The organism is Streptomyces sp. NPDC053673 (assembly GCF_055585225.1).
In genome coordinates, this window is the sequence record NZ_JBVJKN010000011.1 from 127,186 (window position 1) to 143,436 (window position 16,251).

Genomic DNA, 16,251 nt, shown 5'->3' on the forward strand with positions numbered 1-16,251 from the left:
CCTCTGATGCCCGACGCAAGCGCACGGCACGGACCCGCCGGCCCACCGGTGGACGAGGGGGCGCGGTCCTACGACGGCGGGCTGCTGCCCGCGCTCGTCGCCCGGCTGCGCGAAGCCGGCCTCGACCCCGACGCCGAGCAGCTCTGCGACGCCCTCTGGCTGGCCCGGTGGACCCGGCGCCCGGAGCCGCCGCCGGAGCCCGGCATGCAGCCCGGAGCGATCCGCCCGGGCCCGCAGGAGGGGGCGACGCCGTCGGCCACCGCCTCACGAGCACCCGCCGCGGCCCCGGACGCGCCGGACGACGACGCCCCCGCGCCCCCGCCGCACGTCATGGGCGACGACCGGCTCATCGCCCTGTACCCCGTGCCGCGCCAGGAGGTGCCGCCCACGGCCCGCGCGACCGGATCCGCCGCGCTCACCGTCGGCGTACCGGCCGCCCCCACGCTCCCCGCGCCGCTCGAACTGCAGCGCGCCCTGCGCCCGTTGCAGCGCTACCGGCCCGCCACGCCGCCGCTGCGCACCACCCTGGACGAGAACGCGACCGCGGAGGAGAGCGCCCGCGCGGGCGGGCTGATCATCCCCGTGTTCCGCGGCGTCTCACGGGCGGACGCGCTGCTGCAGTTCGTCATGGACGCCTCCTCGTCGATGCGCGTGTGGGACCGGCTGTTCGGTGAACTCCAGCAGATCTTCGGCCGGCTGGGCGCCTTCCGGGATGTCCAGGTGCGCTATCTGCACCAGGGGCCCGACGGCTCGCCCGTGGTCAGCCGCAGTCTCGATGCGGCCGCCGCGCCGCTGCACTCCGCCGACCGGCTCAGCGATCCCACGGGCCGCCGAGTCACCGTCATGCTCAGCGACTGCGCGGGACCCCTGTGGCACAGCGGACGCGCCCACCGGCTGCTGCACCAGCTGGCACGGCAGGCGCCCGCCGCCGTCGTGCAGCCCCTGCCGCAGCGCCTGTGGAGCCGTACGAGACTGCCCGTCACCTACGGTGTGCTCTCCCGCGGCGAAGGCATCGCCGGCGCGGCCGTCCTGAAGGTCACCGACGAGGCCGCGGCGCCGCCCCGGCCGGTCCACGGCGAGCTGCCGGTCCCCGTACTGCCGCCGGTCGCGGGCGCGCTCGGCGCCTGGGCCAGGCTGCTGTCGGGCACCGGCGCGGGCCGGGTCTCCGGCGCGGTCGGCTGGGTGCGTACGGACCATCCCGCCGCGCCGGCCGCCCGCCCCGGCCCGAGGCCCTCCTCCCTCCGGCTGGTCAGCGCCTTCCGGTCGGCGGCCTCCCCGGCCGCGGGACAGCTCGCGGTCTATCTGGCCGCGGCCCCGCTGTATCTGCCCGTCATGCAACTGGTGCAGCGGACCATGCTGCCCGACTCGGGGCCCTCCGAGCTCGCCGAGGTGCTGCTGAGCGGACTGCTGTCGCGAGCCAAGGGCGACGGCCGGGACGACGGACAGTGGTACGAGTTCGCCCCGGGCGTCCAGGAGGCGCTGCTCGGACCGCTTGGGCGGGACGAGGCGCTGCTCGTGCTCAAGCACTGCTCGGAGTACATCGAGCAGCGCTTCGGCAAGGGCGGGCCGAACTTCCCGGCCCTCGCCCTTGCCCAGCTGGACGACGGCAGGCACAGCCCGTACCCGCCCGGCGGCCCGGACGACGACGGCGGCGAGAACGGCGAGAACGACAACGGCAAGCAGCGCGTTCCGCACCCCTTCGCCGAGGTCGCGGCACGCGTCCTGGAACGGTTCATGCCGCTTCCCGAGCAGTTCGCGCCGTACGGGAGCGTCGAGCGGCCCGACCCCGGCCGGACGACACACGCCGCAGTGGAGCGTGCCCGCACCCTGCTGCGGCAGTTCGAGTCGGACGGCATGGTGCAGTACCTGATGGACGCGGTACAGCTGCTGCGTGGCGCCACGGAACGCGATCAGCGGGCGAGTTCCGACCCCGAACTGTGGGCGGAGTTCGCGCGCTGCCTGCTGCGGCTGTGGGAGGTCCAGGGCGGCAGCGAGCTGCTGCGGGAGGCCGAGCGCGCGGCGGAACGGGCCTCGGCGTATCCCGGTGCCGTACGTGAACGGGCCGTCCTGGCCAAGGTCCTGCACGCCGCGGCCGACGACCGGCGGCGCCGCGGCGACCGGCGCGGCGCGCTGGAGCTGCTGCGCCGCGCCGACCGTGAGTACACGGCGGCCTGCGCCGCGCCCGGTCTGGACTCCGCGGAGGCCCTGCGGCTCACCCTGGAACGGGTGCGCGCGCTGGAGTCCCAGTGGCGCCTCGGCGGTGACACCGCCCTGCTGCAGGGTGCCGTCGGCATGCTGGAGGCCTTCGCCGACGTCTGGCCCGACCAGGAGAACCGGCCGGTGAGTCTGCCGCTGGCGCACGGCAGGACGCTGCTGCGGCTCTCCGGGGCGACGGCAGACGCCGAGCAGTCCCTGGTGTACGCGGGGCAGGCGGCGCGTTCGCTGCGCAAGGCGTTCGTCGCGGACGGCGGCGGGCAGACCGCGGGCGGCCGCCAGCGGATCCTGCTGGACCTGGTGGATGCCCTGCTGCGGTCCGGCGACGGTGTGGACGAGGCCGAGACCCTGATCGAGCAGGCGCTCGAGACGGTCCAGGAGCCGCGGCTGCGCGCGTCGCTGCAGACGAGGGCGGGCCGGGCCGGTGTTCACCAGTACGACCGGTCCGGTGATCCGGCCCGGCTCGAACGGGCCGCCGAGTCGTTCTCCCGCGCCGCGCGCGGCGTCCCGCGCGACTCCCAGGCGCATGCCGATCTGCTGGCCGAGTGGGGCAGCGCCCTGTTGCGCCGCGCGGAACTGACGGACGGCCGGGCGCACATCGGCACAGCGGTCCGGGTGCTGCGGGACTGCCGTACGGAGACGGCGGCGGGCAGCGCGCACCAGGCCGAGCGGCTGCTGATGCTGGGCCGGGCACTGATGCTTCGGCACCGGGCGACGGACGACCGGGTGGATCTGCGCGAGGCCGAGCATCTCTTCGGGCTCGCGGCGCAGGAGGCGCGCGATCCGCTGATCGCGGCGGACTGCTGGCTGGAGCTCGGCAGGTCCCATCTGGCCGCGTACGAGAGCCTGGGCAGACCAGCCCGGCTCGACGAGGCGGCCGAGGCGTTCCGCGGCGCCGCGGAGTCCGCCCGGGCGGCCGAAGCGGAGCTGGAGAATCCACAACTGCGCGAAGACGCCGTGGTGTTGGGTGCTAGGGCCAACCACTGGCGGGGTAGGACGTATGAGGAGGCGGGCCGGCCGAGGGCCGCACGTGAGGCGTACCGGGCCGCCGCCCGGGAGTGGCGCAAGCTGCCGGACGGCGGCGGAGCGGAAGGCGCAGCCACCGCGGAGCGGCTGGCCGAGCTGGAGCGATGAGCGCGGGTCCGCGGCACACGGGGCGCGGACAGGGCAACGGGGAGGCGTGATGAGCGAGTCGGTGCACGAGGGCGCGGCGGGACCGGACGAGCCACGGGGCGAGCTGCCCGATCTGCTGAGCCTCGACCTGGAGGAGCTGCGGACGCTGGACCACCCGGTGCTCTCCGAGGTGCTGGAGGATCTGCGGGGCCGCGCCGAGCGGCCGCGGGAGATGCTCTGGGGCTTCACCAACGCGTTCTGAGCCGCACGGTTTCGGCCCGGGACTCCGTCGAACAGGACAACCTTCCCTGGTGCGGGTTTGCCCGACGGGCCCGCCAGGGATACTCGCCTCGGACCGGCAGCGGGGGCCGTCCCACGGTACGTGAAGCATGGGGGTGCCGGAGTGTCTCGTCGGACGATGCCCCGTGTGCCGTTCGGGCAGTTCATCGTCAAGGCGCACGGCCGCTGCAATCTGGCCTGCCGGTACTGCTACCTCTACGCGGGCCCGGACCGCACCTGGCAGGACCGGCCGGCGGCCGCGTCGCCCGCGGTCCTCGACCGCACCGCGTCCCGGATTGCCGAGCATGCCGAGGCGCACGCCCTGCGCGAACTCTCGCTCGTCCTGCACGGCGGCGAGCCGCTGCTCGCCGGCGCCGGGCGGCTCGCGGCCTTCACCGAGCTCGTACACGACCGGGTGCCGGCGCGCTGCACGGTCCACGCCACCGTGCAGACCAACGCGACCCTGCTCACCGACGCCCGCGTCAGCACCCTCGCCCGCCACGGCGTACGCATCGGTCTCAGCCTCGACGGCGGCCTGGCCGCGCACAACACCCGGCGCACCGACCACGCGGGACGGCCGTCCTGGCCCGCCGCCTCGCGCGGGGCCCGGCTGCTCGCCGAGCACCATCCGGACGCGTACGCGGGCATCCTCACGGTGGTCGACCCGCGGACCGACCCCGTCGAGATGTACGAGTCACTGCTCACGCTTGAGCCCCCGGCCGTGGATCTGTTGCTGCCGCACGGCAACTGGACGAGTCCGCCTCCGGGCCTCGGGACGCCTGCGGGCTTCGCCCCCGGACCCCCGGTACGGCCTTCGGCCGAGTCGTCAGTCTCCCCCAAAGCTTCGCCTGGGGGGACCCCCGGACGGACTCAGAAGGCCCCCTACGGGGACTGGCTCGTCGCCGTCTTCGACCGGTGGTGGCCCGCCGGGCGGCGCGAGACCCGGATCCGGCTCTTCGAGGAGTGCATCGCCCTGCTCCTCGGACTGCCCGGTGCCACCGAATCCCTCGGGCTCGACCCCGTCAACGCCGTCGTCGTCGAGACCGACGGCGCCATCGAGCAGGTCGACTCGCTCAAGTCCGCCTACGACACGGCCGCGGCCACCGGACTGGACGTCTTCCGCCACACCTTCGACGACGCGCTGGACCACCCGGGGATCGCCGCCCGGCAGGCGGGTGCGGCCGCCCTCGCCGCGGAGTGCCGCGCCTGCCCGCTGCTCACCGTCTGCGGTGGCGGCCACTACGCCCACCGCTACCGGGCGGGAGGCGGCTTCACCAACCCGTCGGTCTACTGCGCCGACCTCGACCGGCTGATCCGTCATGTGGCGGGCCGGCTGGCCGGCGCCACCGCGGGTGTCGTCCGGTGAGCCCCGCGCTCCCCGAGCGGGTCCTGCGCGAACTCGGCCGCACCGAAGGCGGGGCCGAGGCCCTCGGCCTGCTCGTACGCGACCAGCACACGCGCCGGCTCGTACTGCTGCGGGCACTCCTCGACGCGGCGCGGGCCGCCCCGGCCGACGTCTGCCCACCGCAGGCGCTGCGGCGGCTGAACGAGGACTGGGCGCTGCTGGAGGCCGCCGACCGCGCGGACCGGGGCGCCGTGCGGGCCCTGCTGCTCCATCCGCTGACCGGCCCCTGGGCGCAGCGGTGTCTGCACGGACTGACCGGTCCTTCACCGGATCCTCAACTCCCAGTGGATCTGGACCACTTCGGAGCGCTGGCCGCAGCGTGCGCGATCCGCGCCGGGCTGTCCTTCACGGCCCGGCTCACCGCACACGACGGTCTGCTGGCGCTCCCGGCCCTGGGGAGCCTGCGCGCTTCCTCGGACGGCCCCGTCGATCTCGCCTTCGACGACGGACGATTGACACTGCGCCGGTCCGGAGCCGCGGCGTTCACCATCTCCGTACGGACGGAGTCCGGTGGCGCCGCGCACTGCGACGACCCGCGCTGGCAGTCCGTGCTCACCCTGCCCGCCATGCTGCCGGACGCCGACCCCGTACCCCTGGACGACCTGCATCCGTACCGCACTGCGGACAGCGGCCTGGAGCGGCACGGGCTGAGCGCCGCCGCCGGGCTCGACGACAGCGAGCGCAAGGACTGGGCGGAGGCGTGGTCCGGGGTCGAGCCCCTGCTCCGGATCGGCGGCGAGCACCGCGTCACGGAAGCGGCGGTCCTGCTGCGCTGTCTGGTGCCACTCGCGCCGCCGCCCGGCTCCGGGCCCACCGGCGAGAGCGCCTCGCACTGCAGCGGCACCCGGCGCGAGGCCTTCGGCGCCGTCCTCAGCAGCAAACCGTCCACGCCCGCCTACTTCGCGGCCACGCTGGTCCACGAGCTGCAGCACACCAAACTGGCCGCCCTCTGCGCGCACACCCCGCTGCACCACGAGGACCCCGCGCCCCGGCACTTCGCACCCTGGCGACCCGACCCCCGGCCCTTCGACGGTCTGTTCCAGGGGGCGTACTCGCACCTCGCGCTCGCCGACTACTGGCATCGCTTCGCGCTGGGCGCGCAGAGCGTCCCGCACCGTGACATGGCCTGGGCCGAGCACGCCCGCTGCCGCGAACAGGTCGGAGCGGTCCTCCCCGTCCTCGCGGCCTCCGGGGCGCTCACCCGGGAGGGGAGGACGGTGGTCAACGAGATGATCGCGCTCTACGACCATCTGGCTGATCGTCCGCCCCCTTCGGGGCACTTGGCGAGGGCGGCGGCATATGTCAACACCGCGCGCGTGATCTGGTGCCAGCGCAACGGAACTCAGCGGTGAAGCCGCGTCCCGTTGTATGTTCATAGGGATTGCCACGAAGCAGGGAGACGGTTGAATGCCCGGAGCGCGTAAGCAAGTTGGAGCAACCGGGGCGCGTACCGTCACCATCAGTTTCGCCGGTTTCAACCGGGCCTGGGCAGCCTGGATCGGCGACCGGCTCGAACGGCGGGGCATGCGCGTGGTCTTCCAGCGCTGGGACCCGCCCGTACAGACCCCGCTGGAGGAGAACCTGCAGGACCTGATGCTCGCCCCCGGCCGCATCCTCGTCCTGCTCAGCGACTGGTACTTCCAGCTCGGCCCGCGCAGCCACGAGGAGTGGAACAGGGCGCTGCGCGAGGTGGTCGCCGCCGACCCCGACCGCTTCGCCGCCGTCTCCGTCACCACCTCCACCCTCCCCGCCGCCACCGCCGTCTTCGCCGCCGCCGACCTCACCAACGTCGGCGCGGACGAAGCCGAAAGGCGCCTCCTCGCCCGCCTCGACCTGCCCACCGAACCGCTCGCGGCGCCGGCGGACGCACGCCAGGGCCCCCGCTACCCCGCGGACACCCCCGAGGTATGGGGCGGCGTGCCGCGCCGTAACACCCGCTTCACCGGCCGGGAGAGCCTGCTCAACTCGGCCTACCACGCACTCCAGGAGGCCGGGCCCGGCGCGGGCGTCGTGACCATGCACGGCATGTCGGGCGTGGGCAAGACACAGCTGGCCGCCGAATACGTGTACCGCTTCGGCTCCGAGTACGACGTCGTGTGGTGGGTGTCCGCCGAGAAGCGCGTCACCTACCGGCAGAAGCTCGCCGAACTCGCCCCGGCGCTGGGCCTGTCCACCGGCGCCGAGTACGGCGAGCGGCTGCGCGCCGTCCGTGACGCGCTGCGCCGCGGCGAGCCGTACTCGCGCTGGCTGCTGGTCCTCGACGGGGCCGACGAGCCCGAGCACATCTGGGACCTGGTGCCGATCGGCCCCGGCCACGTACTGATCACCTCGCGCAACCCGGAGTGGAGCGAGCACAACAGCAATCTGCTGGAGGTGCCGGTCTACGACCGCGAGGAGTCCGTCGCCTTCATCCGCCGCCGCGCCCCGCGCCTGACCCACTCCGAGGCCGACCAGCTGGCACACGCACTGGAGGACCTCCCGCTGCTGCTCGACCAGACGGCGGGCTGGCTCAACGACTCCGACATGTCTGTCGAGGAGTACATCGAGCTCCTCGAAGGCGGCATCGACCAGGACGTCGTCAAGGTCTCCGCCGACTTTCCGCTGGCCTTCCAGACCGCGTGGTCGATACTGCTGAACAAGCTCCGCGAGACGGTCCCCGAATCCGTCGACCTGCTGCGTCTGTGCACCTTCTTCGCCCCGGGCTCCATTCCCGTGCGGCTGCTGAAGGAGATGCCCCCCGGCGCGCTCCCGGAGCAGCTGTCCGGGCTGATGAACGACCCGCTGCTGTGGAACAAGGCGATCGCCCAGCTGCGGCAGTACTCGGTCGTGCGGCTGGAGTCGCACGAGTCGCTCGCGGACGAGGCGTCGTCGGCCGGGGAGTCGCTCTATCTGCACCGTATGGTCCACCAGATCGTCCACAAGGACATGCCCGAGCGGGACCGCGACGAGTTCATCGAGGTCGTCCGCAGGGCGCTCGCCGGCGCCGATCCGGGGCGCCCGACCGACACCCGGCTCTGGCCGCGGTACGCGGAGATCACCCCGCACCTGAAGTCGGCCGACGTGCTGGGAAGCACCGACCCCGCGGTCCACACCCTGGTCCTCAACTGCCTGCGCTACATGTACCTCTCCGGCGAGTACCGGGCGGGCATCAAACTCGGCGAACGGGCCATGCGGGCCTGGCAGGAGCTGCTCGGCGAGACCCACCCCAGGATCTGGGACCTCAGCTACCACTACGGCAACCTGAACCGTGCCCTCGGCGACTACGCCGGGACGGAAGCCATCGAGCGCGCCGCCGTCGAGCACCTGCGTGCCGAACGGGGCCCGGAGGACCTGGAGCACCTGCGGGCCGCCGGCGGTCTCGCGGCCGATCTGCGCGGGCTCGGACGGTACGACGAGGCCCTGGAACTGTCCACCTGGCTCCTCACTGCCTACCGGGAGCTACTGGGCGAGCAGGACTCGCGCACCCTCAGCGCGCAGAACAACCTGGCCATGTCCCTGCGGCTGCTCGGCCGGTACTCCGAATCCCTGGAGCTCAACCGGCGCACTCTGGAAGCGCGCAAGCAACTGCTGCGGCCCCGCCACAACTGGACGCTCTACTCGGAGATCAACTACGCCACGGACCTGCGGCTGCTCGGCCGGTACCACGAGGCCGAGTCCCTCCAGGCGCAGAGCGTCCGCGTGCACCGGCTCGTCATGGGCCGGGACAATCCGCAGACCCTGAGGGGTGAGCACAACCTGGCCCTGTGCCACTACCGCATGGGTGACCGCGGAAAGGCCGAGGAGGTCTTCACACGGGTCCTGGAGCGCGCCGAGCGTGTCCTCGGCGAGAACGACCCCCTCACCATGATGTTCGCCGCCAGCCAGTGCTGCTTCGCACGGGAGCACGGAGACATCGACCAGGCCAGGGACATAAGCTCACGCGTCGTCAGCGGCTATGCCGACATGCTCGGTGAGAGCCACCCGTACGTGGCGGGCACCCGGGGCAACCACGCCCTGATCCTGCGCAACGTCGGCGACCGGGAACAGGCGCACGTACTCGTCGAGAACGCGCTCGTCGACATGGAGCGGGCCGTCGGCGAGAACCACCCCTGGACACTGGGCTGCGCCATCAACGCCTCGGCCCTGCGCAACCTGGTGGGCGATCCGGAGAGCGCCGCCGAGCTGACCAGGACCACCATCGAGCGGGCGACCGAGGTCCTCGGCCGGACCCATCCGCTGACCCTGTCCTCGCGGATCGCGTACGCGGCCGACCTGCGCGGCCTGCGGGAGCGGCAGCGGGCCGACAAGGTCGAGGCGGAGGCGCTCGGCGATCTCGCGGCGACGCTCGGACCCCAGCACGTCCACACGGTCTCCGCGCGCTCCCGCAACCGTCCCTACTGGGACTTCGAGCCGCAGACCATCTGACCGGGACACCGTCCGGCACGGCAACGCCGGAGGGCCCGGCCCACGCGATCAGCTCGCGCGGGCCGGGCCCTCCGTTCGTACTCAGGCCTCGAAGACCTCGTTCACCAGCTGCTGCTGCTCAGCCTGGTGCCGCTTCGCCGAACCCACGGCCGGGGACGACGAGTGCGGGCGGGAGATACGGCGCAGGCGCTCGCCGTGCGGGACGTCCGCGCCGACCGCCAGGTCCAGGTGGTCGATCAGGTTGAGCGCGATGAACGGCCAGGCACCCTGGTTCGCCGGCTCCTCCTGGGCCCACAGGTACTTCTCGGCGTTCGGGAACTTGGCGATCTCCTCCTGGAGCTCGGCACCCGGCAGCGGGTACAGGCGCTCCAGACGGATGATCGCGGTGTCCTTGGCGCCGCGCTTCTGACGCTCGGCATCGAGGTCGTAGTAGACCTTGCCGGACGTGAAGACGACCTTGCGGACGGCGGCCGGGTCGACCACGCCCGAATCGACCGCGGTGTCGCCGATCACCGGGCGGAAGCCGCCGGTGAGGAACTCCTCCGCCTTCGACGCCGCGGCCTTCAGACGCAGCATCGACTTCGGGGTGAAGACGATGAGCGGCTTGTGGTGCGGGTTGTGCACCTGCCAGCGCAGAAGGTGGAAGTAGTTCGACGGCAGCGTCGGCATGGCGACGGTCATGTTGTTCTGCGCGCAGATCTGGAGGAAGCGCTCCGGGCGGGCGGACGAGTGGTCCGGGCCCTGGCCCTCGTAGCCGTGCGGCAGGAGCAGGGTGACGCCGGAGGTCTGGCCCCACTTCTGCTCGGCCGAGGAGATGAACTCGTCGACGACGGTCTGCGCGCCGTTGACGAAGTCACCGAACTGCGCCTCCCACATGACCAGCGCGTCCGGGCGGGCCAGCGAGTAGCCGTACTCGAAGCCCATCGCCGCGTACTCGCTGAGCAGCGAGTCGTAGACGTTGTAGCGGGCCTGGTCCTCGGTGAGGTAGAGCAGCGGGGTGTAGTCCTCGTTGGTGTCCTGGCAGACGAGGACCGCGTGGCGCTGGCCGAAGGTGCCGCGGCGGGTGTCCTGGCCCGAGAGACGGACCGGGGTGCCCTCCATCAGCAGCGAACCGATGGCCAGGGTCTCGCCCATGCCCCAGTCGATCGTGCCGTCCTCCACCGAGGCCGCGCGGCGCTGCATCTGCGGCATCAGACGCGGGTGAACGGTGACGTGGTCCGGGATGTTGACCTGCGACTCGGCGATCCGCTTGACGACCTCCTGGGAGACCGCGGTGGTGACCGCCACCGGGAACTCGGCCTGGGCGTCCGGGACATGGGCCGGAGCCGGCTGGCTGGTGGCCTCGCGGACCTCCGCGAAGACCTTCTCCAGCTGGCCCTGGAAGTCCTGGAGCGCCTGCTCGGCCTCTTCCAGCGTGATGTCGCCGCGACCGATGAGCGACTCGGTGTAGAGCTTGCGCACCGAGCGCTTCTTGTCGATCAGGTTCACCATCTGCGGGTTGGTGAACTGCGGGTTGTCGCCCTCGTTGTGACCGCGGCGGCGGTAGCAGATGAGGTCGATCACGACGTCCTTGTTGAACGTCTGGCGGAACTCGAAGGCGAGCCGCGCCACGCGGACGCAGGCCTCCGGGTCGTCACCGTTCACATGGAAGATCGGCGCCTCGATCATGCGGGCCACGTCGGTCGCGTACATCGACGAACGCGACGACTCCGGGGCGGCGGTGAAGCCGACCTGGTTGTTGATGACGATGTGGACCGTGCCGCCGGTGCGGTAGCCGCGGAGCTGAGACATGTTCAGCGTCTCGGCCACGACACCCTGGCCGGCGAAGGCCGCGTCACCGTGCAGGGCGACCGGCAGGACGGTGAAGTCCGTGCCGCCCTTGTTGATGACGTCCTGCTTGGCCCGTGCCACACCCTCCAGGACCGGGTCGACCGCCTCCAGGTGCGAGGGGTTGGCGACGAGCGAGACCTTGATCTGCTCGCCGTCGAGGCCGGTGAAGGTGCCCTCGGCGCCCAGGTGGTACTTCACGTCGCCGGAGCCGTGCATGGACTTCGGGTCGAGGTTGCCCTCGAACTCGCGGAAGATCTGCGCGTACGACTTGCCGACGATGTTCGCCAGGACGTTCAGGCGGCCGCGGTGGGCCATGCCGATGACGACCTCGTCGAGGCGGGACTCCGCCGCGGAGTCGATGACCGAGTCGAGCAGCGGGATGACGGACTCGCCGCCCTCCAGCGAGAACCGCTTCTGGCCGACGTACTTCGTCTGCAGGAAGGTCTCGAACGCCTCGGCCGCGTTCAGGCGGCGCAGGATGCGGAGCTGCTCCTCGCGCTCCGGCTTGGCGTGCTGGCGCTCCACGCGGTCCTGGATCCACTTGCGCTGCTTCGGGTCCTGGATGTGCATGAACTCGATGCCGGTGGTGCGGCAGTACGAGTCGCGCAGCACGCCGAGGATGTCGCGGAGCTTCATCATCGACTTGCCGCCGAAGCCGCCGACCGCGAACTCGCGCTCCAGGTCCCACAGGGTGAGCCCGTGCTCGGTGATGTCCAGGTCGGGGTGCTTGCGCTGGCGGTACTCCAGCGGGTCGGTGTCGGCCATGACATGGCCGCGGACCCGGTAGGAGTGGATCAGCTCGAAGACGCGGGCGGCCTTGGTGACGTCGTCGTCGTGGGAGGCGTCGATGTCCTTGAGCCAGCGCACCGGCTCGTACGGGATGCGCAGCGCCTCGAAGATCTCGTCGTAGAAGCCGTCCTCGCCGAGGAGGTAGTTCGAGACGATCCGCAGGAACTCGCCGGAGGCGGCGCCCTGGATCACCCGGTGGTCGTACGTCGAGGTCAGGGTCATGACCTTGGAGATGCCCAGCTTGTTCAGGGTGTCCTGGGATGTGCCCTGGAACTCGGCCGGGTAGTCCATCGAGCCGACGCCCATGATCACCGACTGGCCGGGCATCAGACGCGGCACGGAGTGGACGGTGCCGAGGCCGCCGGGGTTCGTCAGCGAGACGGTGACGCCGGTGAAGTCGTCCATCGTCAGCTTGTTGTTGCGGGCGCGGCGGACGATGTCCTCGTAGGCCTGCCAGAACTCGAAGAAGTTCAGCGTCTCGGCCTTCTTGATGCCCGCGACGACGAGCTGGCGGTCACCGTTCGGCTTCACCAGGTCGATGGCGAGGCCGAAGTTGACGTGCGGCGGCTTCACCAGGGTCGGCTTGCCGTCCTTCTCCGCGTACGACCAGTTCATCGACGGCATGGCCTTGATCGCCTGCACCATCGCGAAGCCGATGAGGTGGGTGAAGGAGATCTTCCCGCCCCGGGCGCGCTTGAGGTGGTTGTTGATGACGATCCGGTTGTCGAAGAGCAGCTTCACCGGGACGGCGCGGACGGACGTGGCCGTCGGCAGGTCCAGCGAGGCGTTCATGTTCTTCGCGACGGCGGCGGAGGGGCCGCGGAGGGTGACCAGCTCAGGTCCCTCCTGAGCCGCTGCAGCGGCCTTGGCCGGCTCGGCCGCCTTGGCGGCGGGCTTCGCCGGGGCCGGAGCGGCGGCGGGCTTGGCCGGGGCGGCAGCGGCCGGGGCGGCGGCGGGCTTCGCCGGAGCCGGGGCGGCGGGAGCCGCGGGCGCGGCAGGGGCCGTGGGGGTCACGGGCGCCGGAGCCTGTGCGGAGCTCGGCGCCGGCGTGCCTTCGGCGGCAGGAGCGGGCTCCGCCGCCCCCGCGGCAGCGGCGCCCGGCTTGTAGTCGGCGAAGAAGTCCCACCAGGCACGGTCGACCGAATTCGGGTCCTGGAGGTACTGCTGGTAGATCTCGTCGACGAGCCACTCATTGGGACCGAACGCGGCAGCGGGGTTCTTCCCCTGCCCGTCTGGGTCGGTCGAAGTGCTCGAGTTACTGGGGGACTGAGACGACACGGCGGCAACCGCCCTCTTCCGCTTCACAAGGTGATGGACAGCGGAAATAAAGGCTACGCCTCCACGGCCGGGAGGTGCAGGCCGGGCGTGGTCATCGTCGCCTAAGTCACACCGGACAGCCGGTTTCGGCGCAGGAAATGGCGGGAAACAAGTGTGGTTCCCCTTTGGTAAGGGTACGCGCGAGCCCGGTCGCGGCCCCCGGGACCGCACCCCTGTGTGCTCCCCGGCCACCGACGCGAAGAACGCGGGCTTCCGGATTGCTTACGCTTCGAACCCTACGTCAACCGCGCTGCTGAGGGATTCCCGGAAGGGTGACCTGGATGCGGCAGCCGCGTTCCGATTCGGCCACCCCGATCCGGCCTCCGTGCAGCTCGACGGCCCAGCGCGCGATCGCCAGGCCCAGGCCCGTACCGCCGTCGCTGCCGGGACCGTGCGGCGACGGGACGCTGCCGCGGTTGAAACGCTCGAAGACCTTGTGCCACTCCGACTCGGGGATGCCGGGGCCCTCGTCCTGCACCTCGAGGTCCAGCGACTCGTCCCCCGGCCCGCGGCGGGCACGGACCGTGACCCGGCCGTGCGGAGGGGAGTGCTTCACGGCGTTGTCGATCAGATTGGCCATCACCTGGTGCAGCCGCTCGGCGTCCGCATGCGCGGTCAGCTCGGGCGGCGAGACGTCCAGATGCAGATGGACGTCCTTGCGGGTGTGGCTGCCGGAGCCGGAGGGCAGCCCGCGCCGGCCGGCCGCCAGATTGGCCTCCTTCAGCACGCCCGACAGATACGGCCAGACCTCGAAGCGCCGCGCCTTGAGCGTGACCACACCGTTGTCGAGCCGGGACAGGTCCAGCAGCGTCTCGACCAGCCGGCTCAGCCGCTCCGTCTGCTTCAGCGCCGTACGCATCGTCTCGGGATCAGCGGCCGAGACGCCGTCCACGACGTTCTCCAGGACCGCGCGGAGCGCCGCGATGGGGGTGCGCAGCTCGTGCGACACATTGGCGACCAGCTCCTTGCGGTGCCGGTCCACGGCCTCCAGGTCGTCGGCCATGCGGTTGATCGTGTTCGCGAGGTCGCCGAGCTCGTCGCGACGGTCCGCGCCGCTCACCCGCCGGGTGTAGTCCCCGTGGGAGATCGACTTCGCCACCGTGTTCATCTCGTCCAGCGGGGCGGTGAGGCCGTGCGCCACGAACTGCGTGATCAGCAGCGTGGTGATCATGGCGAAGACGGTGATGTAGCGCAGCTCCGCACCGGTCCTGATGGCGACCAGTGCCAGCCCCGAAGTGATCAGCACCGACACCACGACCAGGGCGCCGAGCTTGGTCTTGATCGAGATCGCGACCGAGCCCAGCCCGGACCGGAGCCGGCTCGGCCGGCTCATGGCGCCGGGGTCTCCAGCGCGTAGCCCACGCCATGGACCGTACGGATCCGCTCGGCGCCGATCTTGCGGCGCAGCGCCTTGATGTGGCTGTCGACCGTGCGCGTACCGGAGGCGTCCGCCCAGTCCCAGACCTCGGCGAGGAGCTGCTCGCGGGAGAGCACCGCACGCGGGGTGTTCGCCAGGCAGACCAGCAGATCGAACTCGGTGGGCGTGAGGTGCACGTCCTCGCTCTTGACGCGGACCCGGCGCTGGGCGTGGTCGATCTCCAGCTCACCGAGGCGCATGATGCCGCTGCGCGGCGTCACCGCGGCGAGCGCCGCACGCTCCACCCGGCGCAGCAGGACGTGCACCCGGGCAGCCAGCTCACGCATCGAGAACGGCTTGGTCATGTAGTCGTCGGCGCCGACGCCGAGCCCGACCAGCATGTCGGTCTCGTCGTCGCGGGCGGTGAGCATCAGTACCGGAACCGGCCGCTGGGCCTGTACCCGGCGGCACACCTCCAGTCCGTCGAAGCCGGGCAGCATCACGTCGAGAACCATCAGGTCGGGCTGCCAGGCCTCGGCGGCGTCGACGGCCGCAGGGCCGTCCGTCGCCGTCTGGACCAGGAAGCCCTCGGCGCGCAGCCGCGCGCCGATGGCCTCCACGATCGTGGTGTCGTCCTCGACCACCAGCACCCGGCGCTGGGCACTGGCCGTCGAGTACGACGCGGCGCCGTTGTTGCTGGTGTGTGTCTGCTCCATCGCCCCGCCCCTGTCGCGCACTGCGAGCTGCGTGTAGATCGGTGTGTCAGGTCAGTCAGCGTAAAGGCATCGATCGTCTCCCGGCTACGCAGGGCGAACAGCGAGATGGACCACGTCGGGTACGCCTCGGGCAACGTGGATCTCTTCGGTCCTTACCCAGTTGAATCCGGCATTCCGCAATGACTCCTCGAAATCGGCGGACGGTTGTGCGGACCAGACAGCGAGCACGCCCCCGGGGGTCAACCGCCTTGCGCAGGCGGCCAGTCCGGCCGGTGAGTACAGGCTCGTGTTGTCCTCGGTGACGGTCCAGCCGGGGCCGTTGTCGATGTCCAGGCACAGCGCGTCGTACGTATCCGAAGAGTTATGGACGTACTCCACGAGATCCGTGTGAAGAATCACGGTCCGCGGGTCGGCGAACGCGGCGCCGGAGATCTGCCGCAGTGGTCCTGACACGTGCCAGTCGATGATCGCCTGCTCGCGCTCGGCGACGGCGATACGAGACCAGGCGGGCTCGGCCGCGGCATGCGCGAGCGAGAAGCCGACGCCGAGCCCGCCGATCAGCACGGCGGGGTCCCGGCGGGTCCCGAGTGCGGCCAGTGCGGCGTCGATCAGCAGCCGCTCGGAGCGGCCGTCGGAGGTGTCCATCAGGAAGCACCCGTTGGCGATGATCTCGTGGACGGGGCCGCGCGGTCCGCCGCGCTCGCGCAGGACGACCTCGCCGTACGGTCCTTCGCGGCGGTCGAGGGTCCGGGGGCCGGTGGTATCGCTGACGAGTTCCATGGCCCGAGGCTACTGAGACCGGTCGCGCCCCGTCCGGTCATTTCCGG

9 protein-coding genes are annotated in these 16,251 nt (G+C 71.7%); 5 read left to right on the forward strand and 4 right to left on the reverse strand.

From position 1 onward, the window contains the following. Window positions 1-6: 6 nt before the first annotated feature. The 5 genes from ACZ6ZQ_RS18345 (at window position 7) to fxsT (ending at window position 9,415) form a co-directional block, all read left to right on the forward strand. Window positions 7-3,348: an SAV_2336 N-terminal domain-related protein gene (locus ACZ6ZQ_RS18345; RefSeq protein ID WP_469769526.1), complete on the forward strand. Its 3,342-nt coding sequence runs from the start codon at window positions 7-9 to the stop codon at window positions 3,346-3,348. A gap of 49 nt (window positions 3,349-3,397) precedes the next feature. After that, on the forward strand, window positions 3,398-3,589 hold the full coding sequence (fxsA, locus tag ACZ6ZQ_RS18350; RefSeq protein ID WP_469769527.1) for an FxSxx-COOH cyclophane-containing RiPP peptide: 192 nt from the start codon (window positions 3,398-3,400) through the stop codon (window positions 3,587-3,589). 156 nt (window positions 3,590-3,745) lie between these two features. Beyond that, complete coding sequence (locus tag ACZ6ZQ_RS18355) at window positions 3,746-4,972, forward strand: radical SAM protein (RefSeq protein WP_469769528.1); 1,227 nt, start codon at window positions 3,746-3,748, stop codon at window positions 4,970-4,972. Further along, the gene (locus ACZ6ZQ_RS18360) at window positions 4,969-6,363 is read left to right on the forward strand and encodes an aKG-HExxH-type peptide beta-hydroxylase (RefSeq protein ID WP_469769529.1); all 1,395 of its coding nucleotides are present in this window, start codon (window positions 4,969-4,971) and stop codon (window positions 6,361-6,363) included. The genes ACZ6ZQ_RS18355 and ACZ6ZQ_RS18360 overlap by 4 nt, the downstream gene beginning before the upstream one ends. 55 nt (window positions 6,364-6,418) lie before the next feature. Further along, complete coding sequence (fxsT, locus tag ACZ6ZQ_RS18365) at window positions 6,419-9,415, forward strand: FxSxx-COOH system tetratricopeptide repeat protein (RefSeq protein WP_469769530.1); 2,997 nt, start codon at window positions 6,419-6,421, stop codon at window positions 9,413-9,415. 81 nt (window positions 9,416-9,496) lie between these two features. On the opposite strand, the gene ACZ6ZQ_RS18370 is transcribed toward fxsT, so the two are convergent. The 4 genes from ACZ6ZQ_RS18370 to ACZ6ZQ_RS18385 all read right to left on the reverse strand — a co-directional run bounded on the left by ACZ6ZQ_RS18370 (window position 9,497) and on the right by ACZ6ZQ_RS18385 (window position 16,204). Next, window positions 9,497-13,312, reverse strand: coding sequence for a multifunctional oxoglutarate decarboxylase/oxoglutarate dehydrogenase thiamine pyrophosphate-binding subunit/dihydrolipoyllysine-residue succinyltransferase subunit (locus tag ACZ6ZQ_RS18370; protein ID WP_469769531.1), 3,816 nt, complete (start codon window positions 13,310-13,312; stop codon window positions 9,497-9,499). A gap of 280 nt (window positions 13,313-13,592) precedes the next feature. Continuing rightward, window positions 13,593-14,684 (reverse strand): HAMP domain-containing sensor histidine kinase, encoded by a 1,092-nt coding sequence (locus tag ACZ6ZQ_RS18375; protein WP_469769532.1) that lies wholly within the window; start codon window positions 14,682-14,684, stop codon window positions 13,593-13,595. Next, window positions 14,681-15,424, reverse strand: coding sequence for a response regulator transcription factor (locus tag ACZ6ZQ_RS18380; RefSeq protein ID WP_453667254.1), 744 nt, complete (start codon window positions 15,422-15,424; stop codon window positions 14,681-14,683). The genes ACZ6ZQ_RS18375 and ACZ6ZQ_RS18380 overlap by 4 nt, the downstream gene beginning before the upstream one ends. An 84-nt stretch (window positions 15,425-15,508) precedes the next feature. Then, a complete protein-coding gene (locus tag ACZ6ZQ_RS18385) occupies window positions 15,509-16,204 on the reverse strand; it encodes a polyamine aminopropyltransferase (protein WP_469769533.1) in 696 nt (231 codons plus the stop codon). Between the last annotated feature and the right edge of the window lie 47 nt (window positions 16,205-16,251).